Annotated in this window: 20 protein-coding genes; 10 read left to right on the top strand and 10 right to left on the bottom strand. The window is 57.5% G+C overall.

The window, feature by feature from the left end; translation table 11 throughout:
• Window positions 1–134 precede the first annotated feature (134 nt).
• Window positions 135–902 (top strand): hypothetical protein, encoded by a 768-nt coding sequence (locus ACXJGX_RS03585; protein WP_474778761.1) that lies wholly within the window; start codon window positions 135–137, stop codon window positions 900–902.
• Between the two features lie 44 nt (window positions 903–946).
• Here ACXJGX_RS03585 and rimO read toward each other — a convergent pair whose 3' ends face one another.
• The gene (gene rimO, locus ACXJGX_RS03580; protein WP_474778760.1) at window positions 947–2362 is read right to left on the bottom strand and encodes a 30S ribosomal protein S12 methylthiotransferase RimO; all 1416 of its coding nucleotides are present in this window, start codon (window positions 2360–2362) and stop codon (window positions 947–949) included.
• A gap of 90 nt (window positions 2363–2452) precedes the next feature.
• Between rimO and ACXJGX_RS03575 the strand changes: the two genes are divergently transcribed.
• Window positions 2453–3895: a pentapeptide repeat-containing protein gene (locus tag ACXJGX_RS03575; RefSeq protein ID WP_474778759.1), complete on the top strand. Its 1443-nt coding sequence runs from the start codon at window positions 2453–2455 to the stop codon at window positions 3893–3895.
• Here ACXJGX_RS03575 and ACXJGX_RS03570 read toward each other — a convergent pair whose 3' ends face one another.
• Window positions 3896–4288 (bottom strand): YbaN family protein, encoded by a 393-nt coding sequence (locus tag ACXJGX_RS03570; protein WP_474778758.1) that lies wholly within the window; start codon window positions 4286–4288, stop codon window positions 3896–3898.
• 139 nt (window positions 4289–4427) lie between these two features.
• Window positions 4428–5198, bottom strand: coding sequence for an SDR family NAD(P)-dependent oxidoreductase (locus ACXJGX_RS03565; RefSeq protein WP_474778757.1), 771 nt, complete (start codon window positions 5196–5198; stop codon window positions 4428–4430).
• Window positions 5199–5298: 100 nt separating this feature from the next.
• Between ACXJGX_RS03565 and ACXJGX_RS03560 the strand changes: the two genes are divergently transcribed.
• Entirely contained in the window at window positions 5299–5883 is a 585-nt protein-coding gene (locus ACXJGX_RS03560; RefSeq protein WP_474778756.1) for a TetR/AcrR family transcriptional regulator, read from the top strand.
• Between the two features lie 65 nt (window positions 5884–5948).
• Here ACXJGX_RS03560 and ACXJGX_RS03555 read toward each other — a convergent pair whose 3' ends face one another.
• Entirely contained in the window at window positions 5949–6569 is a 621-nt protein-coding gene (locus tag ACXJGX_RS03555; RefSeq protein WP_474778755.1) for a GcrA family cell cycle regulator, read from the bottom strand.
• Window positions 6570–6859: 290 nt separating this feature from the next.
• On the opposite strand from ACXJGX_RS03555, the gene ACXJGX_RS03550 reads away from it, so the two are divergent.
• The 4 genes from ACXJGX_RS03550 to argF all read left to right on the top strand — a co-directional run bounded on the left by ACXJGX_RS03550 (window position 6860) and on the right by argF (window position 10464).
• On the top strand, window positions 6860–7663 hold the full coding sequence (locus ACXJGX_RS03550; RefSeq protein WP_474778754.1) for an ABC transporter permease: 804 nt from the start codon (window positions 6860–6862) through the stop codon (window positions 7661–7663).
• Window positions 7664–7868: 205 nt separating this feature from the next.
• Entirely contained in the window at window positions 7869–9047 is a 1179-nt protein-coding gene (locus tag ACXJGX_RS03545; RefSeq protein WP_474778753.1) for an acetylornithine transaminase, read from the top strand.
• Complete coding sequence (locus ACXJGX_RS03540; RefSeq protein ID WP_474778752.1) at window positions 9040–9522, top strand: GNAT family N-acetyltransferase; 483 nt, start codon at window positions 9040–9042, stop codon at window positions 9520–9522. Before ACXJGX_RS03545 ends, ACXJGX_RS03540 begins: the two co-directional genes overlap by 8 nt.
• A gap of 36 nt (window positions 9523–9558) precedes the next feature.
• A complete protein-coding gene (gene argF / locus ACXJGX_RS03535; protein ID WP_474778751.1) occupies window positions 9559–10464 on the top strand; it encodes an ornithine carbamoyltransferase in 906 nt (301 codons plus the stop codon).
• A 180-nt stretch (window positions 10465–10644) separates the two neighbouring features.
• Here the strand turns inward: argF and ACXJGX_RS03530 are convergent, their stop codons facing one another.
• The 5 genes from ACXJGX_RS03530 to meaB form a co-directional block, all read right to left on the bottom strand.
• Window positions 10645–12126, bottom strand: a complete 1482-nt coding sequence (locus ACXJGX_RS03530) for an inorganic phosphate transporter (protein WP_474778750.1) — start codon at window positions 12124–12126, stop codon at window positions 10645–10647.
• A gap of 61 nt (window positions 12127–12187) precedes the next feature.
• Window positions 12188–12664 (bottom strand): NUDIX hydrolase, encoded by a 477-nt coding sequence (locus ACXJGX_RS03525; protein WP_474778749.1) that lies wholly within the window; start codon window positions 12662–12664, stop codon window positions 12188–12190.
• 71 nt (window positions 12665–12735) lie between these two features.
• The gene (gene hrpB, locus ACXJGX_RS03520; RefSeq protein WP_474779186.1) at window positions 12736–15141 is read right to left on the bottom strand and encodes an ATP-dependent helicase HrpB; all 2406 of its coding nucleotides are present in this window, start codon (window positions 15139–15141) and stop codon (window positions 12736–12738) included.
• Between the two features lie 111 nt (window positions 15142–15252).
• A complete protein-coding gene (rpmB, locus tag ACXJGX_RS03515; protein WP_474778748.1) occupies window positions 15253–15537 on the bottom strand; it encodes a 50S ribosomal protein L28 in 285 nt (94 codons plus the stop codon).
• A gap of 270 nt (window positions 15538–15807) precedes the next feature.
• Window positions 15808–16803: a methylmalonyl Co-A mutase-associated GTPase MeaB gene (meaB, locus tag ACXJGX_RS03510; RefSeq protein WP_474778747.1), complete on the bottom strand. Its 996-nt coding sequence runs from the start codon at window positions 16801–16803 to the stop codon at window positions 15808–15810.
• A 125-nt stretch (window positions 16804–16928) separates the two neighbouring features.
• Here meaB and ACXJGX_RS03505 point away from each other — a divergent pair, with 125 nt between their 5' ends.
• Window positions 16929–17609, top strand: a complete 681-nt coding sequence (locus tag ACXJGX_RS03505; RefSeq protein WP_474778746.1) for a M50 family metallopeptidase — start codon at window positions 16929–16931, stop codon at window positions 17607–17609.
• The gene (locus ACXJGX_RS03500) at window positions 17609–18040 is read left to right on the top strand and encodes a low molecular weight protein-tyrosine-phosphatase (protein WP_474778745.1); all 432 of its coding nucleotides are present in this window, start codon (window positions 17609–17611) and stop codon (window positions 18038–18040) included. Before ACXJGX_RS03505 ends, ACXJGX_RS03500 begins: the two co-directional genes overlap by 1 nt.
• Here the strand turns inward: ACXJGX_RS03500 and ACXJGX_RS03495 are convergent.
• Window positions 18000–18332, bottom strand: a complete 333-nt coding sequence (locus tag ACXJGX_RS03495; RefSeq protein WP_474778744.1) for an arginine transporter — start codon at window positions 18330–18332, stop codon at window positions 18000–18002. The two genes, ACXJGX_RS03500 and ACXJGX_RS03495, sit on opposite strands and share 41 nt — an antisense overlap.
• Before the next feature lie 628 nt (window positions 18333–18960).
• On the opposite strand from ACXJGX_RS03495, the gene lepA reads away from it, so the two are divergent.
• Entirely contained in the window at window positions 18961–20760 is a 1800-nt protein-coding gene (gene lepA, locus ACXJGX_RS03490; RefSeq protein WP_474778743.1) for a translation elongation factor 4, read from the top strand.
• Window positions 20761–20845 lie beyond the last annotated feature (85 nt).

Genomic DNA, 20845 nt, shown 5'->3' with positions numbered 1-20845 from the left:
GCCCTCCCCATGGGGGAGGTCCGGGCGCTGCCCGGCTATGCCGGGCTGGGACTTGAGAGAAGGCTGTCGCTTGCGTTTTAGCGAATTCGGGTGTGAAGTATCTTGATTGGTTCTTGATGTAGTTGAATAGCAAAATGTTGGCACTTGGACGAAATCTTATTAAATGGGCTGTGAAATTGGCTCACGACAAACCACTCCCGGATACTACTCCGCTTAGCGGCGAGGATCGATTAAAAGCTAGAGACTACTATGAAGTGAGTTTTAGAACCACAGATAGAGAGCAATGTTTTCTTTCGAAAGATTATCATGACCTAGGTATGACAGGAATGTGGTTTCAGGAGAGAACTGGAAAGGGTCAACAAGCCTCTCTTTCGTTTGTTTCATTGAGCGGTATGAAGTTTTATATCCGGCACTATTTTCGCCGCTACGAGATAGAATACCATTCCCCGATATCGTTTTTAATTGGTACATTGACGCTCAAAAAGTATCGTGTCTGGTTTGGTGATCGAGTTGGGCAGTTTTTCTTCAATCGTAAAACGTTGACACGTTCTAGTCGTCTGCAGCTACTGGAAGAAATTGTTGAGAACTCGCTTTCTGACCGCCGATTCGTTATTGATGAAATTACATATTTTTATCGTAGATTTGGTTCTCGTGTGCACTTTCATCCCGAGGCTTCGGCTGAGCGAAGGTATCTTGGCTTCATACTCGAATCATTAGTGGACACAGGTGACTTGAAGAAAGTACCTAATGGCTATCAGGTCACAGGGCGTGCCTTTTCAACAATAAGTCAGGCCGAACAGGAAGATCGCAAACATCAAGAAAATGTCACAATGCAGCGGATACTGGCTGTTCTTACTCTCTGTTTGGTTGTTGTGGGAGCGCTTCAAGTGTCTATGACTTAGCATACGAAATAGTGGTCACTTACTAGTCGCAAACACCTAAAATTTTAGGTTTCAAAGTTTGTTGATTCACGACGCCGCGCCCCCCACAAATCATACTCCCCAGCTTCCTCAACCTCGACCTTCACCACATCCCCCACGGCCAACCCGTCAGCGCCTTCATCAATAAACAGGTTCCCGTCGATTTCGGGCGCGTCGGCCCATGTGCGGCAGGTGGCGATGCCGTCTTCGTCGATGTCGTCGACGATGACCTCGAGGGTCTTGCCGACTTTGGCCTCTAGCTTGGCCTCGGAAATGGCTTGGGCTTTGGCCATGAAGCGGTCCCAGCGGTCTTGTTTGACCTCGGGCGCGACGTGGTCGGGCAGGGCGTTAGAGCGGGCGCCCGCGACGTTTTCGTACTGAAAACAGCCAACGCGGTCGAGCTGGGCCTCGTCCAGCCAGTCCAGCAGGTGCTGGAATTCTTCTTCGGTTTCACCGGGGTAGCCCACGATAAATGTGGACCGCAGGGTGATGTCGGGGCAGATTTCGCGCCACGCGCGGATTTCATCCAGCGTTTTGGCGGCGGCGGCGGGCCGTGCCATGCGCCGCAGCACATCAGGGTGCGAATGCTGGAACGGGATATCCAGATAGGGCAGGATGCCGTTGCTAGGGTCCGCCATCAGCGGGATCAGGTCGCGCACATGCGGGTAGGGGTAGACGTAGTGCAGCCGCACCCACGCGCCCAGCTTGCCCAGCTCTCGCGTCAGGTCGAGGATATGGCTGCGCACCTCGCCGTCTTTCCACGAGTTGGTGTCGTATTTGCGGTCCAGCCCATAGGCAGAGGTGTCTTGGGAGATGACCAGCAGTTCTTTGACGCCCGCCTGCACCAGCTTTTCCGCCTCGCGCAGGATGGCGTGCGCAGGACGCGAGGCGAGTTTACCACGCATATCGGGGATGATGCAGAATTTGCACTTGTGGTTACAGCCCTCGGAAATCTTGAGGTAGCTATAGTGGCGGGGCGTCAGGGACACGCCGGTCGCGGGCAGTAGATCGATGAACGGATCGGGGCTGGGCGGCACGGCAAGATGCACGGCGTCCAGCACCTGTTCGTATTGGTGTGGCCCGGTCACCGCCAGAATGTTGGGATGGTGTTCGCGGATGTAATCGGGTTCGGCGCCCAGACATCCGGTGACGATGACCTTGCCGTTTTCGATCAGGGCCTCGCCGATGGCATCAAGGGATTCCGCCTTGGCGGAATCGAGGAACCCGCAGGTATTGACGATCACTGCTTCGGCCCCGGCATAGTCGGCCGAGATCGCGTAGCCTTCGGCGCGCAGCCGGGTCAGGATGCGTTCACTGTCGACCAATGCCTTGGGACACCCAAGTGAAACCATGCCGATTGTCGGCTGGCCTTCGCGCTTGGGTTCAGAGAAGCGGGCTTGCGGGGCAAGGTCGGGGCGGAGGTTTGGCGGGTTCTGGGTCATCCCCGCCATATAGCGCGGGTCGGGGGCGTTGGGAATGGGTTGTTGCGCGACGTGACATAGGTAATGGTCAGCGCAACGTGAGGTGGTGTGATGCGTAAAGTTGAGCTGAAAGACCCAAACCAGAACCCGTGGTATATCCTGATGACCCTGCATGGGGAGCAGGAGGGGGATGGCGTTAATGGGAAATTGCACGAGAACAACCGCAATCTGTGGAATGCGTGGGCGTGTCAGGGGATGCCACTCGAAAAGCGGCAAGCGATTGCCGCCATAATCAGGGTCGATCTAGAGGCGACCGTTTGGACTGACGTCGTCGCCAAGGAGGTCGCAGCGCGATTTCGAAAGGAGTGGTGCCGGCGAAACGGGCCGAGTGATATTGTCCCCGAAATTCCACACCCCAGCAAAATGGCGCAAATGGATAGGTTGCATTTCAAACACAGGCTCTTAGCAAAACAAATGGTGTTTCATACGAGTTTTTTTCAGGGGTCACATTTTGAGCGTGGAGCAGAGTTTGCATCAACTTACTTTTCTCAGCTGGCACATTTTAATTGGGTGGTTTTCGACGACGCGGCCAACTTTCAAGGGGCGAATTTCAACGCCGATCTGATTGTGCTGAACGCCAACTTTCATTGCTCAGCGAATTTTCTAAGCGCAAGGATGGAACGTAACGCGAATTTTGACGGGACTCGTTTTTTCAAACCCGCTCTTTTCAGCAATGCAAAATTTCAACGAATTGCGTCTTTTAGAAAAGGATCTTTTCCAAACGGGTGCTCATTCAGAGGATGCGCATTCTCGGGTCTGACCTACTTTTCAGGCGCTCACTTTGGTGACCCGGACCGTAGCACAGATCAGCCAATGGATTTTTCGGAGGCGATTTTTGGGGCACCAACGTCGTTTGCAGAGGCTTGCTTCCTGTCGCGTTTTCCCGATTTTACGAATGTGATGTGGCACGACAAAACAGTCTTTACGACAGGTGAAACGAATTGGCCTTTAGTGGATACCCGGGTGCTGCCAAAAATCAAAATTTCTGGACACTTTAAGACACCGCCAAAGACAGTGATGTATCACGACCCCTCTGTTGCCAAAGGATCCGCCGCTGCATTGCGGCATGTGATGGCCAAACAGGGCTTGCCAGAAGAAGAGCATTTCTTTTTCCGCCGTGAGATGCATCATGCGGCCCGGTCAGGGCCGGTGGTGCCGCGCATTCCGATACTGGCCTACGAGGTGCTATCGAATTTTGGCTATTCGATCAGCCGACCCGTTCACTGGTTGATTGGCGTGTTTGCATTTGGGTTGGGGACGCTCTTTGCCGGATTACTTCAAACTTATACACCGTGGCCGGCGATGGGCCTTGCAGTGGCAACCAGCTTTTCAAATTTGCTTCCGGTGTTCGGGTTTGGGCGTGTTTTCTTGGAGGATGTTTTGCAGGAGTTGCCTGTGTCCCTAAAGATCATTTCGGGATTTCAGACGGTCGTCGCGCTGCCGCTGCTGTTCTTCCTTGGTCTTGGTCTGCGCACGCGGTTTAGGTTGCGATAGTTATGCTTTCCCGTTCGGGCGTGTCAGGACAAAGGCTGCGGCGCCGGTCATGCAGAGGGCTTGGAGTGTGATCACCAGGGGCCGCATCCCCATGAGGATGCTGGCGGTCAGGGCCGCGGTCATCATGATCACGGCGATGGCTTTGTATTTCGGGGCGATTGCGCCTGTTTCTGTCCATTCCGCGATGATCGGGCCGAAGGTCGCGTGATCGTGCAGACGTTTTTGCAGCCGCGGTGATCCGTTGCCAAAAGCAAAGGCGGCCAAAATCACAAAGGGTGTGGTCGGCAGGACAGGCACGACGATTCCGATCACGCCAAGCGTTAGCGCCCCCCACCCGACCAGTAGCCAGATTCCGCGTATCAGGACCGTTTTTGATGCCTTGAGGTGGCGCACGATGGGCCTCTCCGCTGTAGGTTCTGCGCCACAATATCACATCGTGGCGGGAAGCCAATTTAGGAAAAGCTGGGTCGGCTTTTCACATCGCGTGGTCCAATTTTGTTTTCCTTGCGTGTGGATCAGGGTGGGCTGCACCCTATTTTTCCTGTAGCTTGCGGATGTTTTGCAGGGCCATGCGGCGCGGTAGCATAGGTAAAACCCAGTTCAGCAGGAATGACAGTTTGCCGTCGTTGATGATGCGCAGTTTGCCTGCCAGCATGGCGTCATACCCGCACTTTGCGGCTTCGGCGGCTGTTGCGCCTTTTTGTTTGACCAGATCGGTACCTGCAAGGTCGGCGGTGGTGGCGAATTCGGTATGCACATAGCCGGGTTCCAGTGCGGTGACTGTCACGCCTTTGTCGCGCAGTTCTTCGTCGAGAGCTTGTGAGAAGCTGGATACAAAGGCTTTGGTTGCGAAATAGGTCGCTTGCAATGGCCCCGGCATATATGCAGGGGTCGAGCTGACGTTCAGGATTTTACCGCCGCCGTTTTTGACCATGGCGGTGCCGATGTGGTGGCACAGTGTGACCAGTGCTTTGACGTTAAGGTCGATCATGGCCAAATCAGCCGCGAGCGCACGGTCGATAAACAGGCCGTGCCCCCCGAATCCCGCGTTATTGATCAAAATGTCGATCTGGCGGTCTTTCACGGCCTCACACAGCGCGTCCGCGCCGCCATCGGCCCCAAGGTCAAGCGCAACCGTCGTCACAGAAATGGCATGGGCAGCCTCGAGTTCTGATTTGAGCGCATCAAGTTCGGCGCCGCGGCGTGCGGTAATGATCAGGTCGCCGCCTGTACTGGCGTGCAGCCGGGCGAATTCGCGGCCGATCCCTGACGAGGCACCGGTGATAAGAGCCGTGTTGGGCATGATGAATCCTTTTGTCAACGTTTGTTGACATGAATATGGGGCGATAGTGGGCCGTGTCAACGACTGTTGACAAATTTTATGAAGACGGTAGGTGGGGCGTATGAAAAACGCTGACGTGACCCGTGAAAAGCTGTTGGAAGCTGCGATGCAGGCCTTTGTGGTGCAAAGCTATTCAACCGTATCATTGCGGGAGATTGCGCGCGCGGCTGGTGTCGATGTGGCGCTGGTGTCGCGGTATTTTGGCGGTAAACTGGGGCTGTTCAAAGCGGTGCTGGATGTCGCATTTGATTGGCCAGAGATGCGCGAAGGGGAAAACCCGGTCGCGGTGGCGATTGCCAAATACACAAACCCCGATGCAACCGACGACCATATGGCGGTGATCCGGCTGATTATTGTAAATAGTGCCGATCCCGAGGTGGGTGAAATGATGCGCGACAGTTTGCGCCGCAAGCTGATGGATCCGATGCTGGCGCGGATGGGCGGGGCGCAGGCCGCGCCGCAGTTGGCGCTGTTTGTTGCGGCGACATTGGGGATGGCAATGGTGCGCCATTCGCTAAAGCTGCCGGGGGTCGCGGATGCATCGCCGCAGGAATACGCAGCGCAGCTGCGTCATATGATCGACGCGGCGCTGGGGTATGGCGATAGCAAGGTGGGATCATCAACCAGCGGTGCCGCGCAAACCTAAAAAGGCCGCCAATCGGCGGCCTTTTGTTTTTGGGATGGGGCAAACCATGCCCGATGCGTCGGGCCTTAACGCCGGCGATCACGGCGCGATGACATTGGCTGGAACGCCACGCCAACATGGGCCTCGCAATACGGTTTCCCTTGTTGGACGCCCAACCCACAGAACCAGAAATCTTCGGTTGCGGGGTCGCCGATCGGCCATTTGCAGGTCTTTTCGGTCAATTCCATCAGGCTGATGCGCTTGGCGGTCTTTTCGACTTCGCTGACTTTGGCCAAAGCTTCGGGGCTGATTTCGTTGGCGGATGGCTGTGGGGGCAGGGGTTGACCCGCAGGAATGATCGCGCGACGTGCAGCCGAGATTGGAATCCCGTTTTCATCCAGTTCCACCTCTTCGACCACGGCTGGGACCGACGCCGCAGGCGCAGCAGGCGCTGCCGGTTTGGCCTTTGGTGCTGGTTTGGGTGCCGAAGGTTTCACGGTCGGGCTTGCTGCCTTTTCCTTAACGGCGGGTTTCGCCGCTGTTGGCGCGGCCGTTGTCCCGGCGCGGTTCGACAACCCCAAACGGTGCACTTTGCCGATCACAGCATTCCGGGTGACGCCGCCCAATTCCTTGGCGATCTGGCTGGCCGACTGGCCCTCGCCCCACATCTTCTTGAGCGTCTCGACGCGCTCGTCTGTCCAGGACATATGAATTCCTTCGGGTTATTTATTGGTCGGTTGCTGCCAGCGGACACCGGCAGTCACAATGTATCAGTTCCCTATATTAGTCACTGTCGCGGGTGATGTGAAGGCGGCACGGGACTTTTCGCACCGATGCCTTGGCGCGAGGGCAACATCTGGGTCGCAAAAGGCGTCTATTGCGGCCCGACAACCACCGCACGCTCATGCTGACTAACAGCCGGCGCAGATTTTTCGATCTACCGGCTGGTCAATTTTGACCCATAGGTTATGTCCTTGGCAAATGCTGAGGAAATGTGATGACTGATAAGACTGCAATGGGCGTACGCCGCTTCGGGCGGGTAAACTGGCTGGGCACATGGACATTGGTCCGCCGCGAGATCCGCCGTTTTATGAATGTGTGGTCGCAGACGGTGATGGCACCGCTGATCAATGCGGGGCTGTTTTTAATGATCTTTACCATCGCCATTGGTCCGCAGCGCGGCGATGTGATGGGGGTGCCGTTCATCCAGTTTCTGGCGCCGGGCATTTTGACCATGACCGTCATCCAGAACGCATTCGCCAATACATCGTCCAGTTTGGCGTCGGCCAAGGTGCAAGGCAATATCGTGGATACGCTGATGCCGCCTCTTTCAGCCGCTGAACTGGTGTTTGGCTATATTGGCGGGGCAGTCGCGCGTGGCGCGTTGGTGGCTGTTGTGATTTCGGCGGGTTGCGCCCTGTTTTTGGGTGTGGGCATTCTGCATCCGGTTTGGGTCGTGCTGTTTGTGTTGTTGGGGTCGATCCTGATGGGCGGTCTAGGGCTGATTGCGGGAATATTTGCGAATAAGTTCGATCAGTTGTCCGCGATTTCGAACTTTTTGATCACGCCGCTCGCGTTCCTGTCGGGGACATTTTATTCTATCGACGCGTTGCCGCCATTTTTGCAAAAGCTAAGTCATGTGAATCCGTTCTTTTATATTATCGACGGAGTGCGGTTTGGCATGATTGGTGTCAGCGACAGCAGCCCGTGGATTGGGCTGGGCGTTGTGGGCGCAGCCTGTGCTTTGGTTGTCACAATCTGTTGGCGCTGGATGCGCAGCGGATATCGCCTAAAAGCATGACCGGAATGGGTGTCGGTTACGATTTTGCCTTTCGCAGCCGACACATCCGCGCTATGTCAGCGATATGATGAACCGTATGACATATGTAATCCGACGCCGACGCTAACCCAGCGCCGCGTTTTGTCACGACCATCAGTACCCCTAAAACATTGACACCGCGCCCTTGGTCCTGCACCAATCGGGCGTATTGATAAGGATGATTGCAATGATCCCTTCTATTTTGCCGACCTATTCACGTGCGCCGTTGACCTTTGTATCCGGCGACGGATCGTGGCTAACAGAGGCAGACGGGCGCCGATTTTTAGATTTGGGTGCGGGGATCGCGGTAAACGCGCTGGGCCATGCAAACCCTGAACTGGTGGCCGCACTGACCGAACAAGCCGGAAAAGTCTGGCATTTGTCCAACCTGTACAACATCCCAGCGCAGCAAAAGCTGGCGGATGCCTTGGTTGATAAAACCTTTGCGGATACAGTGTTCTTTACCAATTCGGGCACAGAAGCCTGTGAACTGGCTGTAAAGATGGCGCGCAAATATTGGTATGACAAAGGCGTAGACCGGACCGAAATTATCACGTTCTCGGGGTCTTTTCATGGCCGGTCTAGCGCTGGGATTGCCGCTGCCGGATCCGAGAAAATGACCAAGGGATTTGGCCCGCTGCTGCCCGGCTTTACACATCTGGAATTTGGCGATCACGATGCATTGAATGCGGCCGTCAGCGACCAGATTGCCGCGATTATGATCGAGCCTGTGCAGGGCGAAGGCGGTATTCGTCCGGTCCCGGATCACTGTCTGAAAGGACTGCGCGACCTGTGTGACCAGCATGGAATTTTGCTGATATTGGACGAGGTCCAATGTGGCATGGGGCGCACAGGAAAACTGTTCGCACATGAATGGGCAGGGATCACACCTGACATCATGATGGTTGCCAAAGGCATCGGAGGCGGCTTTCCTTTGGGTGCGGTTTTGGCCACGGAAAACGCGGCATCGGGCATGACGGCAGGCACCCATGGGTCAACTTATGGTGGCAACCCGCTGGCCTGTGCGGTGGGCGCCAAAGTGATGGAGATCATCGCCGACGATGCGTTTCTGGCTCAGGTCAACCGCAAAGCCGGACTGTTTCGCCAAAAACTTGAAGGGTTGATCGCGGCGCACCCGGATGTGTTTGAAGGCGTGCGCGGGTCGGGGTTGATGATGGGCCTGAAATGCAAGGCGCTAAACACCGATATCGTAAAAGCGGGTTATGCGCAGGGTGTTTTGACGGTGCCTGCGGCGGATAACGTGATCCGGTTGCTGCCCTCGCTGAATATTTCGGACGAAGATATTGGTATTGCTGTCGCAAAGCTTGATGCGTCGGCGTCCCAACTGCAGGGGGCGAATGCGTAATTACGATTTTCGCAAGGTAACGATGGCTGACATCCCTTTGCTGCGCCGCTGGTTGCAGGTGGCGCATGTCAGGGCATGGTTTCCTGACGCGGAAAAACACATTGCGCAGATCACGCAGGATATGGACAAGATAAACATCGATATGCGGATCGTCGAAGTCGGACGGATTGCCTTTGCTTACGTCAGCGATTTTGACGTGCACGCGGCAGGAAAGATCGAATTCGGCGATTTGCCGCAAGGGACGCGGGGGCTGGCGACGTTTGTTGGCAACCCGGATTTTATGGGGCCGGGTCACGCCGCGGGCTACATCGCGGCGCGCGTGCGCGAATTGCGACGACGACATGCATTGGTCGCCGTGGGCCCCAATACGACGGACACCCGCGCAATCGGGATTTTCCGTCAGGCGGGGTTTCACCCGCGGCGCTTGGCCTCTACCAATGATGGCAAACTGGTGCAGGTAATGACGCACCTGTAAATTTTATGGCTGCAAGGCCCAACAAAAGCGAAAACGATGACCCATTTTCTAGATATCCATACGACCCCCGCCAAAGATCTTCATGATATCATCCGCAACGGTCGCGCGATGAAAGATGCCCGTGCCGGCCTGCCAAAGGGCACGCCGGACGCGGAATTGCCGCTGGCCAATCACATGGTCGCGCTTATTTTTGAAAAACCTTCCACCCGCACCCGTGTGTCGTTTGACGTTGGTGTCCGCCAAATGGGCGGGCAGACGATGGTGCTGTCCGGGGCTGATATGCAACTGGGCCACGGCGAAACCATCGCCGATACCGCCCGCGTGCTGTCGCGCTATGTTGATCTGATCATGATCCGCACCTTCGAGGAACAGACGCTGTTGGATATGGCGGAATATGCCAGTGTTCCGGTCATCAACGGGCTGACCAACCGCACGCACCCCTGTCAGATCATGGCAGATATCATGACCTTCGAAGAACATAACGGCCCGATCAAAGGCAAAAAGGTGGTCTGGTCCGGCGATGGCAACAACGTCTTTGCCAGCTTTGCCCATGCGGCGAAACAGTTTGATTTTGAACTGGTGTTCACCGGCCCGCCGCCATTGGACCCGGAACCGGCGCTGGCTGGGCTCTATACCACCGTGCGCGACCCGAACGAGGCGGTGAAGGGCGCGGATCTGATCGTGACCGATACTTGGGTATCGATGCATGATCCGCAATCCGCGCGTGAACGGCGGCACAACCAACTGCGTGGGTATCAGGTCAATGATGCCCTGATGGCCAAGGCCAAACCTGACGCCCTGTTCATGCACTGCCTGCCTGCGCACCGCGACGACGAGGCAACAAGCAGCGTGATGGACGGCCCGCATTCGGTAATCTTTGACGAGGCCGAAAACCGTCTGCACGCCCAAAAGGCCGTGATGCGCTACTGTTTGGGAAAGTAACAAAAAGTGGGGCAATGCACCTTGCCCCATCTCGGCGCAAGGCGGTTGTCCATAACCTGCGCCACATGCGAATTTCGAAGTATCTGCGACCCCAGTGCGACGCATAGCAGCCTTCCGACCGACAAGACGGAAAGGCTGCTTTGGTGGGCGTGCAGGGTGGGTTTTGACCCACCCCTGTCGTCAGACAAACGCTGCGTGCAGACCGAGAAAGATGATTGCGGACATGAGCGCGGCGGCGGGGACTGTGATAATCCACGCTGCGATGATTGTCATGAAATGCGAACGGCGTACCAGTTTGCGGCGGCGCCGTTCCTCGAGCGCGACGCGTTTGGCGGCGGGGCGTTTGGCCGAAGACTGGCGTGCGCGTCGTTCGGCGTGCCATTCCCGAAAGAAACCGACACCAAAAACACCGCCGACGGCGATATGCGTTGACGACACGGGCAGGCCCATCCAGCTTGCGATGATCACCGTGATCGCCGCCGACAGTGCCACGCAATAGGCGCGCATCGGGTTCAGTTTGGTGATTTGTCCACCGACCATGCGGATCAGTTTCGGCCCAAACAGGATCAAGCCAAAGGAAATCCCGAAGGCGCCAATGACCATCACCCACGTGGGAATATCGACTTTGCCCGCAAATGTGCCAAAGCTTTCGGCGTGCACGATTGCGGCAAGCGGCCCAACGGCGTTGGCCACATCATTTGCGCCATGTGCAAACGACAAGAGTGCGGCCGAAAAGATCAGCGGAATGTTGAACAACACCTTGAGCGATTTGTTTTTGTTTTCCAGCCCTTCGGACTGGCGCCGCACCAGTGGCGCCGAGATCACATAGATCACTGCGCCCAAGACCACGCCAATCAAAACGGCGGTTAGTAAATCAACTTCGATGATTTTCTTGAGGCCTTTCATCGCCAGATACATGGCAAAAACGCCGCCCATAATGCCGATCAGCACCGGCACCCACCGCCGTGCCGCAGCGATTTTATCGTCCTGATAGATGATGGCAGACTTGATAAAGGCCAGAAACCCGGCGGCAATGATCCCGCCAAGCAAGGGTGAAATCACCCAGCTGGCAGCAATTGCGCCCATCGATGGCCAATTTACAGCAGCAAAGCCTGCCGCGGCGATGCCTGCGCCCATCACGCCACCGACAACCGAATGGGTGGTGGACACAGGTGCGCCAATCCATGTCGCCAAATTCACCCAAAGCGCGGAAGAAATCAGCGCCGACATCATGGCCCAGATAAACACATCGCTGCTGGCGACGCTGTCGGGGTCAATGATCCCTTTGGAAATCGTCGACACAACGTCGCCGCCTGCCAGCAATGCGCCCGCACTTTCACACAGGGCCGCAATCACGATGGCACCGCCCATCGTCAACGCATTGGCCCCGACGGCTGGGCCCATGTTGTTGGCAACGTCATTGGCGCCGATGTTGACAGCCATATAGGCGCCAAAGGCGGCCGCAGCGATCACAACGTAGGATACGGATTCGCCGCCGAAGAACAGCGTACTGCCGAGCGCGGCGACGATGATAAAGACCAGCGAAATTCCAAGGCCGACCAATGGTTTGCTGACGTACTGCGTCGCGTATTCGACGGCACCAATGCGCCCTAGGTCGCGGTCAAGCGTCTTCCACTGATGTGTTGGCTTTGAATCAGGCATTGCGTCCCCCATTTTGAATTGAAAAGGGGGGTACAGTTTTTAGACAAGTGTCACAACATGTTTACGCAGCAGCGTTGTCATCTGCAAAGTTTCTAAGAACTTCCTGCAGACCAGCATCATCAACCATTTCTGCTGCGCTCGCGGCGGAAACCCACACCCGCTTGCGCAGTTCTGCTTCGGGGTAGTCGTTCGAGGTCTTTTTGACCTTGATAGGGAAGACCTTGATTTCACAGGGGATAACCGCGCCGCCGTCGAATTTTTTTTCGCCCAGAAACGACTGCATCCCGGTTTCATCTGCGGAGGCCTTTTTGACGCCGCCTTCTTCCCAGGCTTCTTGTTTGGCGGCCTCAGCCGCGGATAACCCGTCAATCGGCCAGCCTTTTGGCAAAATCCAACGCCCGCTGGAACTGCTGACAAGCAACACCTCGGTGCCAGATTTACCTTTGCGGTGGCATAGCGCGGCCACCTGCAACGCAGGCGGGCGTTTGACAAGCGGCCGAAGGGTCCCTGTCCAGAAGTTGCGAAGCATTGATTGCATGGTGTGCCTGATAATCGTCTTATTTTATTACGCTTTTCTTAGCACAGCATGATTCGATTTGCAAATCCCCTTCATGTGCCGCGCGGTTTGGCGCGCAAGGTGGGATCTGCTTGGGTCGGGTCTTCGGGCCAAGGGTGGCGGGGATAGCGGCCGCGCATGTCGCGGCGAACGTCGGCATATGACGTCGCCCAGAACCCGACGATGTCTTGTGTGACCTGCACGGGCTTTTGTCCGGGCGACAGTAACGTCACGCGAAGCGGCGTTTGCCCGACCATCGGGTGCGCGGTGACACCGAACATTTCTTGCAATCGCAAGGTGATGCCCGGTGCATCGCCATCGTAGTCGATTGGAATGTGCCGCCCCAGCGGCGTTTCAAAGTGTGAGGGTGCGGCCCGGTCGAGCCGCTGAAGTTGGTCCCAATCCAGCATCGCCCGCAAGGGCGGCAACAGGTCAAAGCGTTTCCAGTCTTCGGTGCTGCGCACCCCATGCAGATGCGGCAGCAACCAGTCGTTCAGATTGTCCAGCAACGTTGCGTCATCCATCGCAGGCAGATCATCCAGCAGCGCCACGCGTGCCCGAAACCGTTGTGCGGCCGGGCTGGGCCGCAAGCCAATCTGGCGCACGCCTTCGATCATGGCGCAGGCGACCGCATCAGGCGGGGCATCCGCCCAATTGCGATCATCAAGCACCAGCGCACCAAAGCATTCTTGCCGTCGCGTCAAAACCCGTCCTTCGCGCCGCGACCACAGACAGACGTCATGCCATTGGATTTGATCGCCAAAGGTGTCGCGCAATTCTGCTTCGGTGATGGCGGTGGCCTGCCGAATTTTTGCTTCGCGGGTGTCACCGTCAAGGTCGGTTGCCACGATCAGGCGCTGCCCTGCCAAGGGATCGGTCGCATCCATGACCGCCCCTTTGCCCCCCGATAGCACATAGCGGGGTTCGTCGCCTTTGCGCCGCAATCCGATCCGGTCAGGGTAGGCCAGCGCGACCTGTTGCGCCAGTGGCAAGGGGGGCGCCTTGGGCAGACCTTTGGACAGGCGAGGTATCTCGGCCTTGATCTGGGCCAAGGCCGCAGGGTTGACCTGTCCAGGCCCATCATAGCGCCCCGTGAGCGCGGTGATGCGCAGACCAAGGTCGATGGGCGCGCCGCGCAAAGGGTCACGCGCGCCGAGCAGGGCCGCCAGTGGCGCGGCTTGGGCGCCTGCCACCTGCAACATATGTGCAAGGCGCGGGTGCAGGGGCAAAGCCGCAAGAGCACGCCCATGGGGGGTAATTCTGAACGCCCGGTCAAGCGCCCCGAGCCCTTGCAGCAAGGCGCGGGCCTCTGCCAAAGCACCGGGTGGCGGTGGGGTCAGAAATGCCAGATCGTCACTGCCCCAGATCGCCAGTTCAAGCGCGAGGCCGGACAGATCGACCGCTTCGATTTCAGCGGGGGCAAAGGCGGGCAGGGCGCCGTCTTCGCCTTTGGTCCACAGACAGTAGGCGTCACCGGGGGCAACTCGACCGGCGCGGCCCGCGCGTTGGGTGGCCTCGGCGCGGCTGACCCGTTCGGTGACAAGGCGCGACATGCCCGAGGCAGGGTCGAAACGGGCGCGGCGGGCGCGGCCCGCGTCGATCACCACGCGGATGTCTTCGATCGTCAACGAAGTTTCGGCGATGGACGTCGACAGCACGATCTTGCGGCCCGCACTGACTGGGGCAATCGCCGCGCGCTGGTCTTTGAACGGGAGCGCGCCGTAAAGCAGACGGATTTGGCAATCGGCGGGCAGGCGTCCCGCAAGTGCGGCTTGGGTCCGTTTTATTTCGCCTTCGCCCGGCAGAAAAACCAGAATGCCGCCGGTGGTGTCCCCGGCAACTTGCACGATCAGGTCGGCGGTGGCGGATTCGATCCGGATGCCTTTGGCGGTGGCTTTGTCCAGATGGTGTCGCGTGACCGGATACGCGCGCCCTTCCGATGTGATCACGGGTGCGTCGTCAAGCATGGTCGCGACGGGGGCGGCATCCAGTGTGGCGGACATGACAAGGATGCGCAGGTCGGGGCGCAGAACCAGACGCGCCTCCCATGCAAGCGCGAGGCCAAGGTCAGCGTTGAGCGACCTTTCGTGAAATTCGTCAAAGATAATTGTGCCGACGCCGGGAAGAGACGGGTCAGATTGAATCATGCGGGTCAGGATGCCTTCGGTCACCACCTCGATCCGGGTTCCGGGAATGCTTTCGCCGCGCATCCGGTAGCCGACGGTTTGTCCGGGCTTTTCGCCCAAACCCTCGGCCAGCCGTTCGGCGGCAGCACGGGTGGCCAGCCTGCGCGGTTCAAGCATGATGATTTTGCCGTCGGTCAGGCCTGCGTCCAGCATTGCCAAAGGCACGCGCGTCGTTTTGCCGGCACCGGGTGGGGCTTGCAATACGGCACAGCCACGCGACCGCAGTGCGGCGATCAGGGCGGGCAGGATGGGTTCAATGGGCAGGGCAGTCATGGGGTCTGTCTGTGCCATCGGGTAGGGGCGGGTCAAGACCCGCCAGCAGGCCAAAGAAAAACCCGGCAGCCAAGGGCAACCGGGTTTTCTAAAACGTCAGTGAAGCATCAATTAAGCAGCAGTTGCCTTGTTGATTTCGTTCTTCACTTTCAAAGCGTCTGACGACAGTTCCGCATCCTTGGCTTTCGCCATGAACGCGTCCAGACCACCGCGGTGATCGACTGTGCGCAGTGCAGCATTCGAAATTTTGAACTTGAACGAACGGCCAAGCACGTCCGACTGCAGTGTTACGTCCTGCAGGTTTGGCAAAAACCGACGACGTGTGCGGTTTTTGGCGTGGCTTACGTTGTTGCCCGACATCGGGCCTTTTCCGGTCAATTCGCAGCGGCGCGACATGAGCGTTTTCCTTGTCCTGTGGACTACACCAAACCAAAGCGGCCGGACGTCCTGTCATACGGGTGATGGCCCCACGTGAGCAGGGTCGTGAATAAGATCACCGCGAGATAGGCGGATTCCGCGTGGGCGTCAACCCGATTTGGCGGCTACGCCCTTCGATTTACATAGATGATTTGGTATCCTTTACCAATAACACCGCGGCATTCCGAAATATCGGCGCCGGAATCTGGGCTGCACCACAGCAAGAATCGGCCCCGCTGTCGGTGTCCGTCACAAAAGCATGTCGCGCAGCGGTGCCAGTACAGCCTCTGCTGCAGCGGCGGGCGCGCGGATACCTGCGACCACATCGTCGCGCGCGGCTTGCATCCGTGCTTGGGTTGCCGGATCATCCCGGATCATTTGCATCAGGCCTTGGTGGACTTCTTGGGTGAACCAATAGCTGGCTTGGTCTTTGCGGGTTTGGTCCCAGATGCCTGTTTCAACCCGCCAGTTCACCAGTGCCTGCATGTCATCCCACGCGCGGTCGATGCCTGCGGTTTCAAGCGCTGAAACCGTCAGCGCCTTGGGGAACCCTTCGGGGTCTTGCGCCCGTTTGCGCAGCAATCGCAACGCCCCCGCGTAATCGGCGCAGGTGCGCATGGCTTGTGGTTTCAGGTCGCCGTCGGCTTTGTTGACCAAAATCAGATCGGCCATTTCCATGATGCCGCGTTTGACCCCCTGCAGTTCGTCCCCGCCTGCGGGCGCGAGCAGCAACACAAAGATATCCGCCAGTTGCGCGACAACTGTTTCGGATTGCCCCACCCCCACGGTTTCAATCAGCACGACGTCAAATCCTGCGGCCTCGCAAAGGGCGACAGCTTCGCGGGTGCGCCGGGCGACGCCGCCCAGTTGTGTCTGGCTGGGTGACGGGCGGATAAAAGCCAAAGGATCGCGGGCCAGATAATCCATCCGGGTTTTGTCGCCCAAGATGGACCCGCCGGACCGCGCTGATGACGGATCAACCGCCAAGACGGCGACACGTTTACCGATCCCTGTCAGCATCAACCCAAAACTTTCGATAAACGTGGATTTGCCCACGCCAGGGGTGCCCGACAGCCCGATCCGCAACGCCTGTTTCGTCTGCCCCAAGGCATCAAGCAGCGCGAGCGCCTGCGTGCGGTGGTCGGCACGCCCGCTTTCCACCAGCGTGATGGCGCGGGCCAATGATCTGCGGTCGCCCGCGCGGATGCCTGCGGCCAAGGCGTTAATATCGGTGTGTCTGCTCATACCCCCATTCATATCCGGCGCACAGTTGCTGTCTAGTGCAAGCCCGAGGGCACGGCGCAAATCTGTTGCACCGGCGCAGGCTTTGTTGTTCAAACACACAAAGCGATGGTGCGAAGGGTTTGTGTATGTTTGGCAATGATACGGTTGTGTTTCAGTTTACCGGGCCTTTTGGCGTGCGCGTTGATGTCGGGCAGTCGCTGGCGATGCTGGTTTTGTTTCTTGTGGTGATGTCGGGCGGGAATTTGATTGGCGCTATTACCTTTGCTGTGATGCTGGTGCTGGCGATCTTTCTGCACGAATTGGGTCATGCATGGGGTTGTATCGTGCAAGGTGTGCCAGTCCGCCGGATCATGATCCATGGCGGCGGCGGATTTTGTGAATATGCACGATCACCGACCCGCCTGCAAAGCGAGCTGATCATCGCGATGGGGCCGATTGTGAACCTTGCGCTTTGGGCGCTGTGTTCGCTGGGGCAGAATATGATCGTCAATCATGCAACGATACCGTCGCAGGCCGTGATCCAGATCTATATCTATCTGGATATGTTTGGGTCGCTGAACCTGTTCTTATTCCTGTTTAACCTTGTGCCAGTGCAGCCGCTGGACGGGGGCAAACTGCTGCATCTGGGTTTGCTGCGGTTTTTGGCGCCCGCGACCGCCCATCGGGTCACGGGTGTCATCGGGCTGGTCTGTGCAGTGCTGTGGATCCCTGTGATGCTTTATCTTTATATGACCCAAGGCTGGATTTTGTTTTTCTTCCCGTCGATCCCCGCGCATTTGCGGATGGCACGCGGGCAATTGGCCTGATGCGGGTATTAATGGTCTGCTTAGGCAATATCTGCCGGTCCCCTGCGGCCGAAGGGGTGATGCGCGCACGCGCACCTGATCTGGAACTGGATAGCGCCGGCACCAGCGGCTGGCATATCGGTGATCCGCCTTATGGGCCAATGCAGACTGCTGCTGCTGCCCGAGGATACGACCTGTCAGGATTACGCGCGCGCCAGTTTACCATGGCTGATTTCGACAGCTTTGATCTGATAATTGCGATGGATGCGCAGAACCAAGCGGATATTGAACGCCTGCGCCCGGCGGGCAACGCCACCCCCGTGCTGATGATGGCCAGCCGCGACGTACCCGACCCCTATTACACCCGCGATTTTGACGGGTGCTTGGATATGATTGAAGATGCGGCGCTGGCTATGCTGCGGGCAGACATATTTGCGTCGCGAGATCGGTAAAGCTTTTGTAGCGCTTCCAGAATGCTTCGTCGCGGCTGTTGTCAGATTGCCGTGTGTCTTGGGCCCGCTGCGGGTCCTTGAAGAAAGACACCGCGCGGGACTGATCGCTGCCGGACAGGGTTTGGTCCGCGACACTTTGCACACATGAACACATCGCCGAGGATGCCGCATTGCGGCCCGACGCCTCGCAGGCGCGGCTGATGTCGCCCGTCGCGCTGGGCACACCACGGCCACCACCGCCGCCACATGACGCCAAAGACACCACAGCCCCGATCAAAAACAAATACCGCATATCGCCTCTCTCTGGCCGCTGTCTGCGCAGACGGTCCGACTGATAGATTTTCGGGGATTATGGCGGGGGAGGGGGCGTGATGCAATTGCGGAATAGGAAAATGAAGGTGTGCGTCTTACAAAAGGCCGCGCCATTTTCTGGCGGCTTTGATGGCGGCCATCATCGTGCAGCGATGCATGCACGTCATCAACGTCGCCCGGTCCGTGAGAGTGGAAGCTTACGGCGGCCTTTGCTAAAACGGCCATTGCGGCCGATTAAGATGCAGAGCAGCGTGATGAACCTGCTGCGCAAAAGACATTTCGAGTGAATCCATCCGCTGAAGGGGTGAATTTTTCGATAGCTATTTTTGTTTACGCCAGTGATGCACTGAGCCCCCTTGCGACAGCAAAAGTGCGGTCGCGGTTCGCAAAATCTGCGTCCCTGACCAATCCGGCAAAAGCCCGCAGCGCAGATCTGACCGGGCAGCCATGCTTTGGCAGTTGGTCTGTCTGTGACATCGATCATAGGAAACCCTTGGTCCCAACGGTATCCTTAACTATTCATCAGTAGAAGGCAGCGTTCTCGGCCCTTGCAAAATGTTGTTTATAACGCCATTGACAGGTTCAAACTTTGCACAGGGCCTTCCGTCATGACCGACCTCGCACATATCCGCAATTTCTCCATTGTCGCGCACATCGACCATGGTAAATCCACGCTGGCTGACCGGTTGATCCAAGAGACCAACACAGTGGCTTTGCGCGATATGAAGGCGCAGATGCTGGACAGCATGGATATCGAGCGCGAGCGTGGAATCACCATCAAGGCCAACACGGTCCGCATTGATTACACTGCCCAAAACGGCGAGGCCTATGTGCTGAACCTGATCGACACGCCCGGTCACGTCGATTTTGCCTATGAGGTGTCGCGGTCGATGCGTGCTGTCGAAGGATCGTTGCTGGTTGTTGATAGCACCCAAGGCGTCGAGGCGCAGACCCTTGCAAACGTCTATCACGCGCTGGACGCGGACCACGAAATTGTGCCGATCCTGAACAAGATCGACTTGCCTGCGTCGGAATGTGATCAGGTGGCGGCGCAGATCGAAGACGTGATCGGGCTGGATGCGTCGAACGCGATCCGGGTGTCAGCCAAGACAGGGGTTGGCATTAAAGAAACGCTTGAGGCGATTGTGCACCGTTTGCCGGCGCCAAAAGGTGACGCCGATGCGCCGCTGAAGGCGATGCTGGTTGATTCATGGTATGACAGTTATCTGGGGGTCATCGTGCTGGTCCGCGTGATCGACGGGAGCATGAAGAAAAACGACCGGGTCAAGTTCATGTCGAACGGCACCATCCACCAGATCGACAAGATCGGTGTGTTCCGGCCACAGATGCAAGACGTGACCACGCTTGGCCCCGGCGAAATCGGCTTTATCACGGCATCAATCAAACAGGTGCGCGATACGCGGGTGGGGGATACCATCACCACCGAACGCAAAGGCACCGAAAAGGCGCTGCCGGGCTTTAAGCCTGCGCAGCCTGTGGTGTTCTGTGGGCTGTTCCCCGTGGACGCCGCCGAATTCGAAGACCTGCGCGATTCGATTGAAAAGCTGGCCCTGAATGACGCCTCGTTCAGCTTCGAGATGGAAACATCAGCGGCGCTGGGGTTCGGGTTCCGCTGCGGTTTCTTGGGGCTGCTGCACCTCGAAGTCATCCGCGACCGCATTGAACGCGAATATGATATTGACCTGATCACCACGGCACCGTCGGTGGTGTACCACGTCTATATGCGCGACGGGACGATGCAGGACCTGCACAACCCCGCCGACATGCCTGACCTGACACATGTGGACCACATCGAAGAACCCCGGATCAAGGCGACGATTTTGGTGCCTGATGAATACTTGGGTGACGTGCTGAAACTGTGCCAAGACCGCCGCGGCGTGCAAAAAGACCTGACATATGCCGGGTCGCGCGCGATGGTGGTTTATGACCTGCCATTGAACGAAGTGGTGTTTGATTTCTACGACCGCCTGAAATCGGTGACCAAGGGATATGCGTCATTCGACTATGTGCTGACCGGCTATCAAGAGGATGCGCTGGTGAAAATGTCGGTATTGGTCAACGACGAACCCGTCGACGCGCTGTCGATGATGGTGCACCGTGACCGCGCCGAACAGCGGGGCCGGGCGATGGTTGAAAAGCTCAAAGACCTGATCCCCCGCCACATGTTCAAAATCCCGATCCAAGCGGCCATCGGCGGCAAAGTCATCGCCCGCGAGACGCTATCCGCCCTGCGCAAAGACGTCACGGCGAAATGCTACGGCGGCGACGCCACCCGCAAACGCAAGCTGCTGGACAAGCAGAAGGCAGGGAAAAAGAAGATGCGCCAGTTCGGTCAGGTGAACATCCCGCAAGAGGCGTTTATTTCCGCTCTAAAAATGGACAGCTAAAGCTGGCCATTTTTAGAGCGCGTGCGGGGAAGTGATTGGCGAAGCCAATTACGGCCGCACTTGCTTGCGGTTTGAGCCTGTTTAA

The sequence above is a fragment of the Yoonia sp. SWMV100 genome (assembly GCF_056108365.1).
Note: the sequence above shows the minus strand (reverse complement) of the source record. Positions and strands in the feature narration are given on the sequence as shown.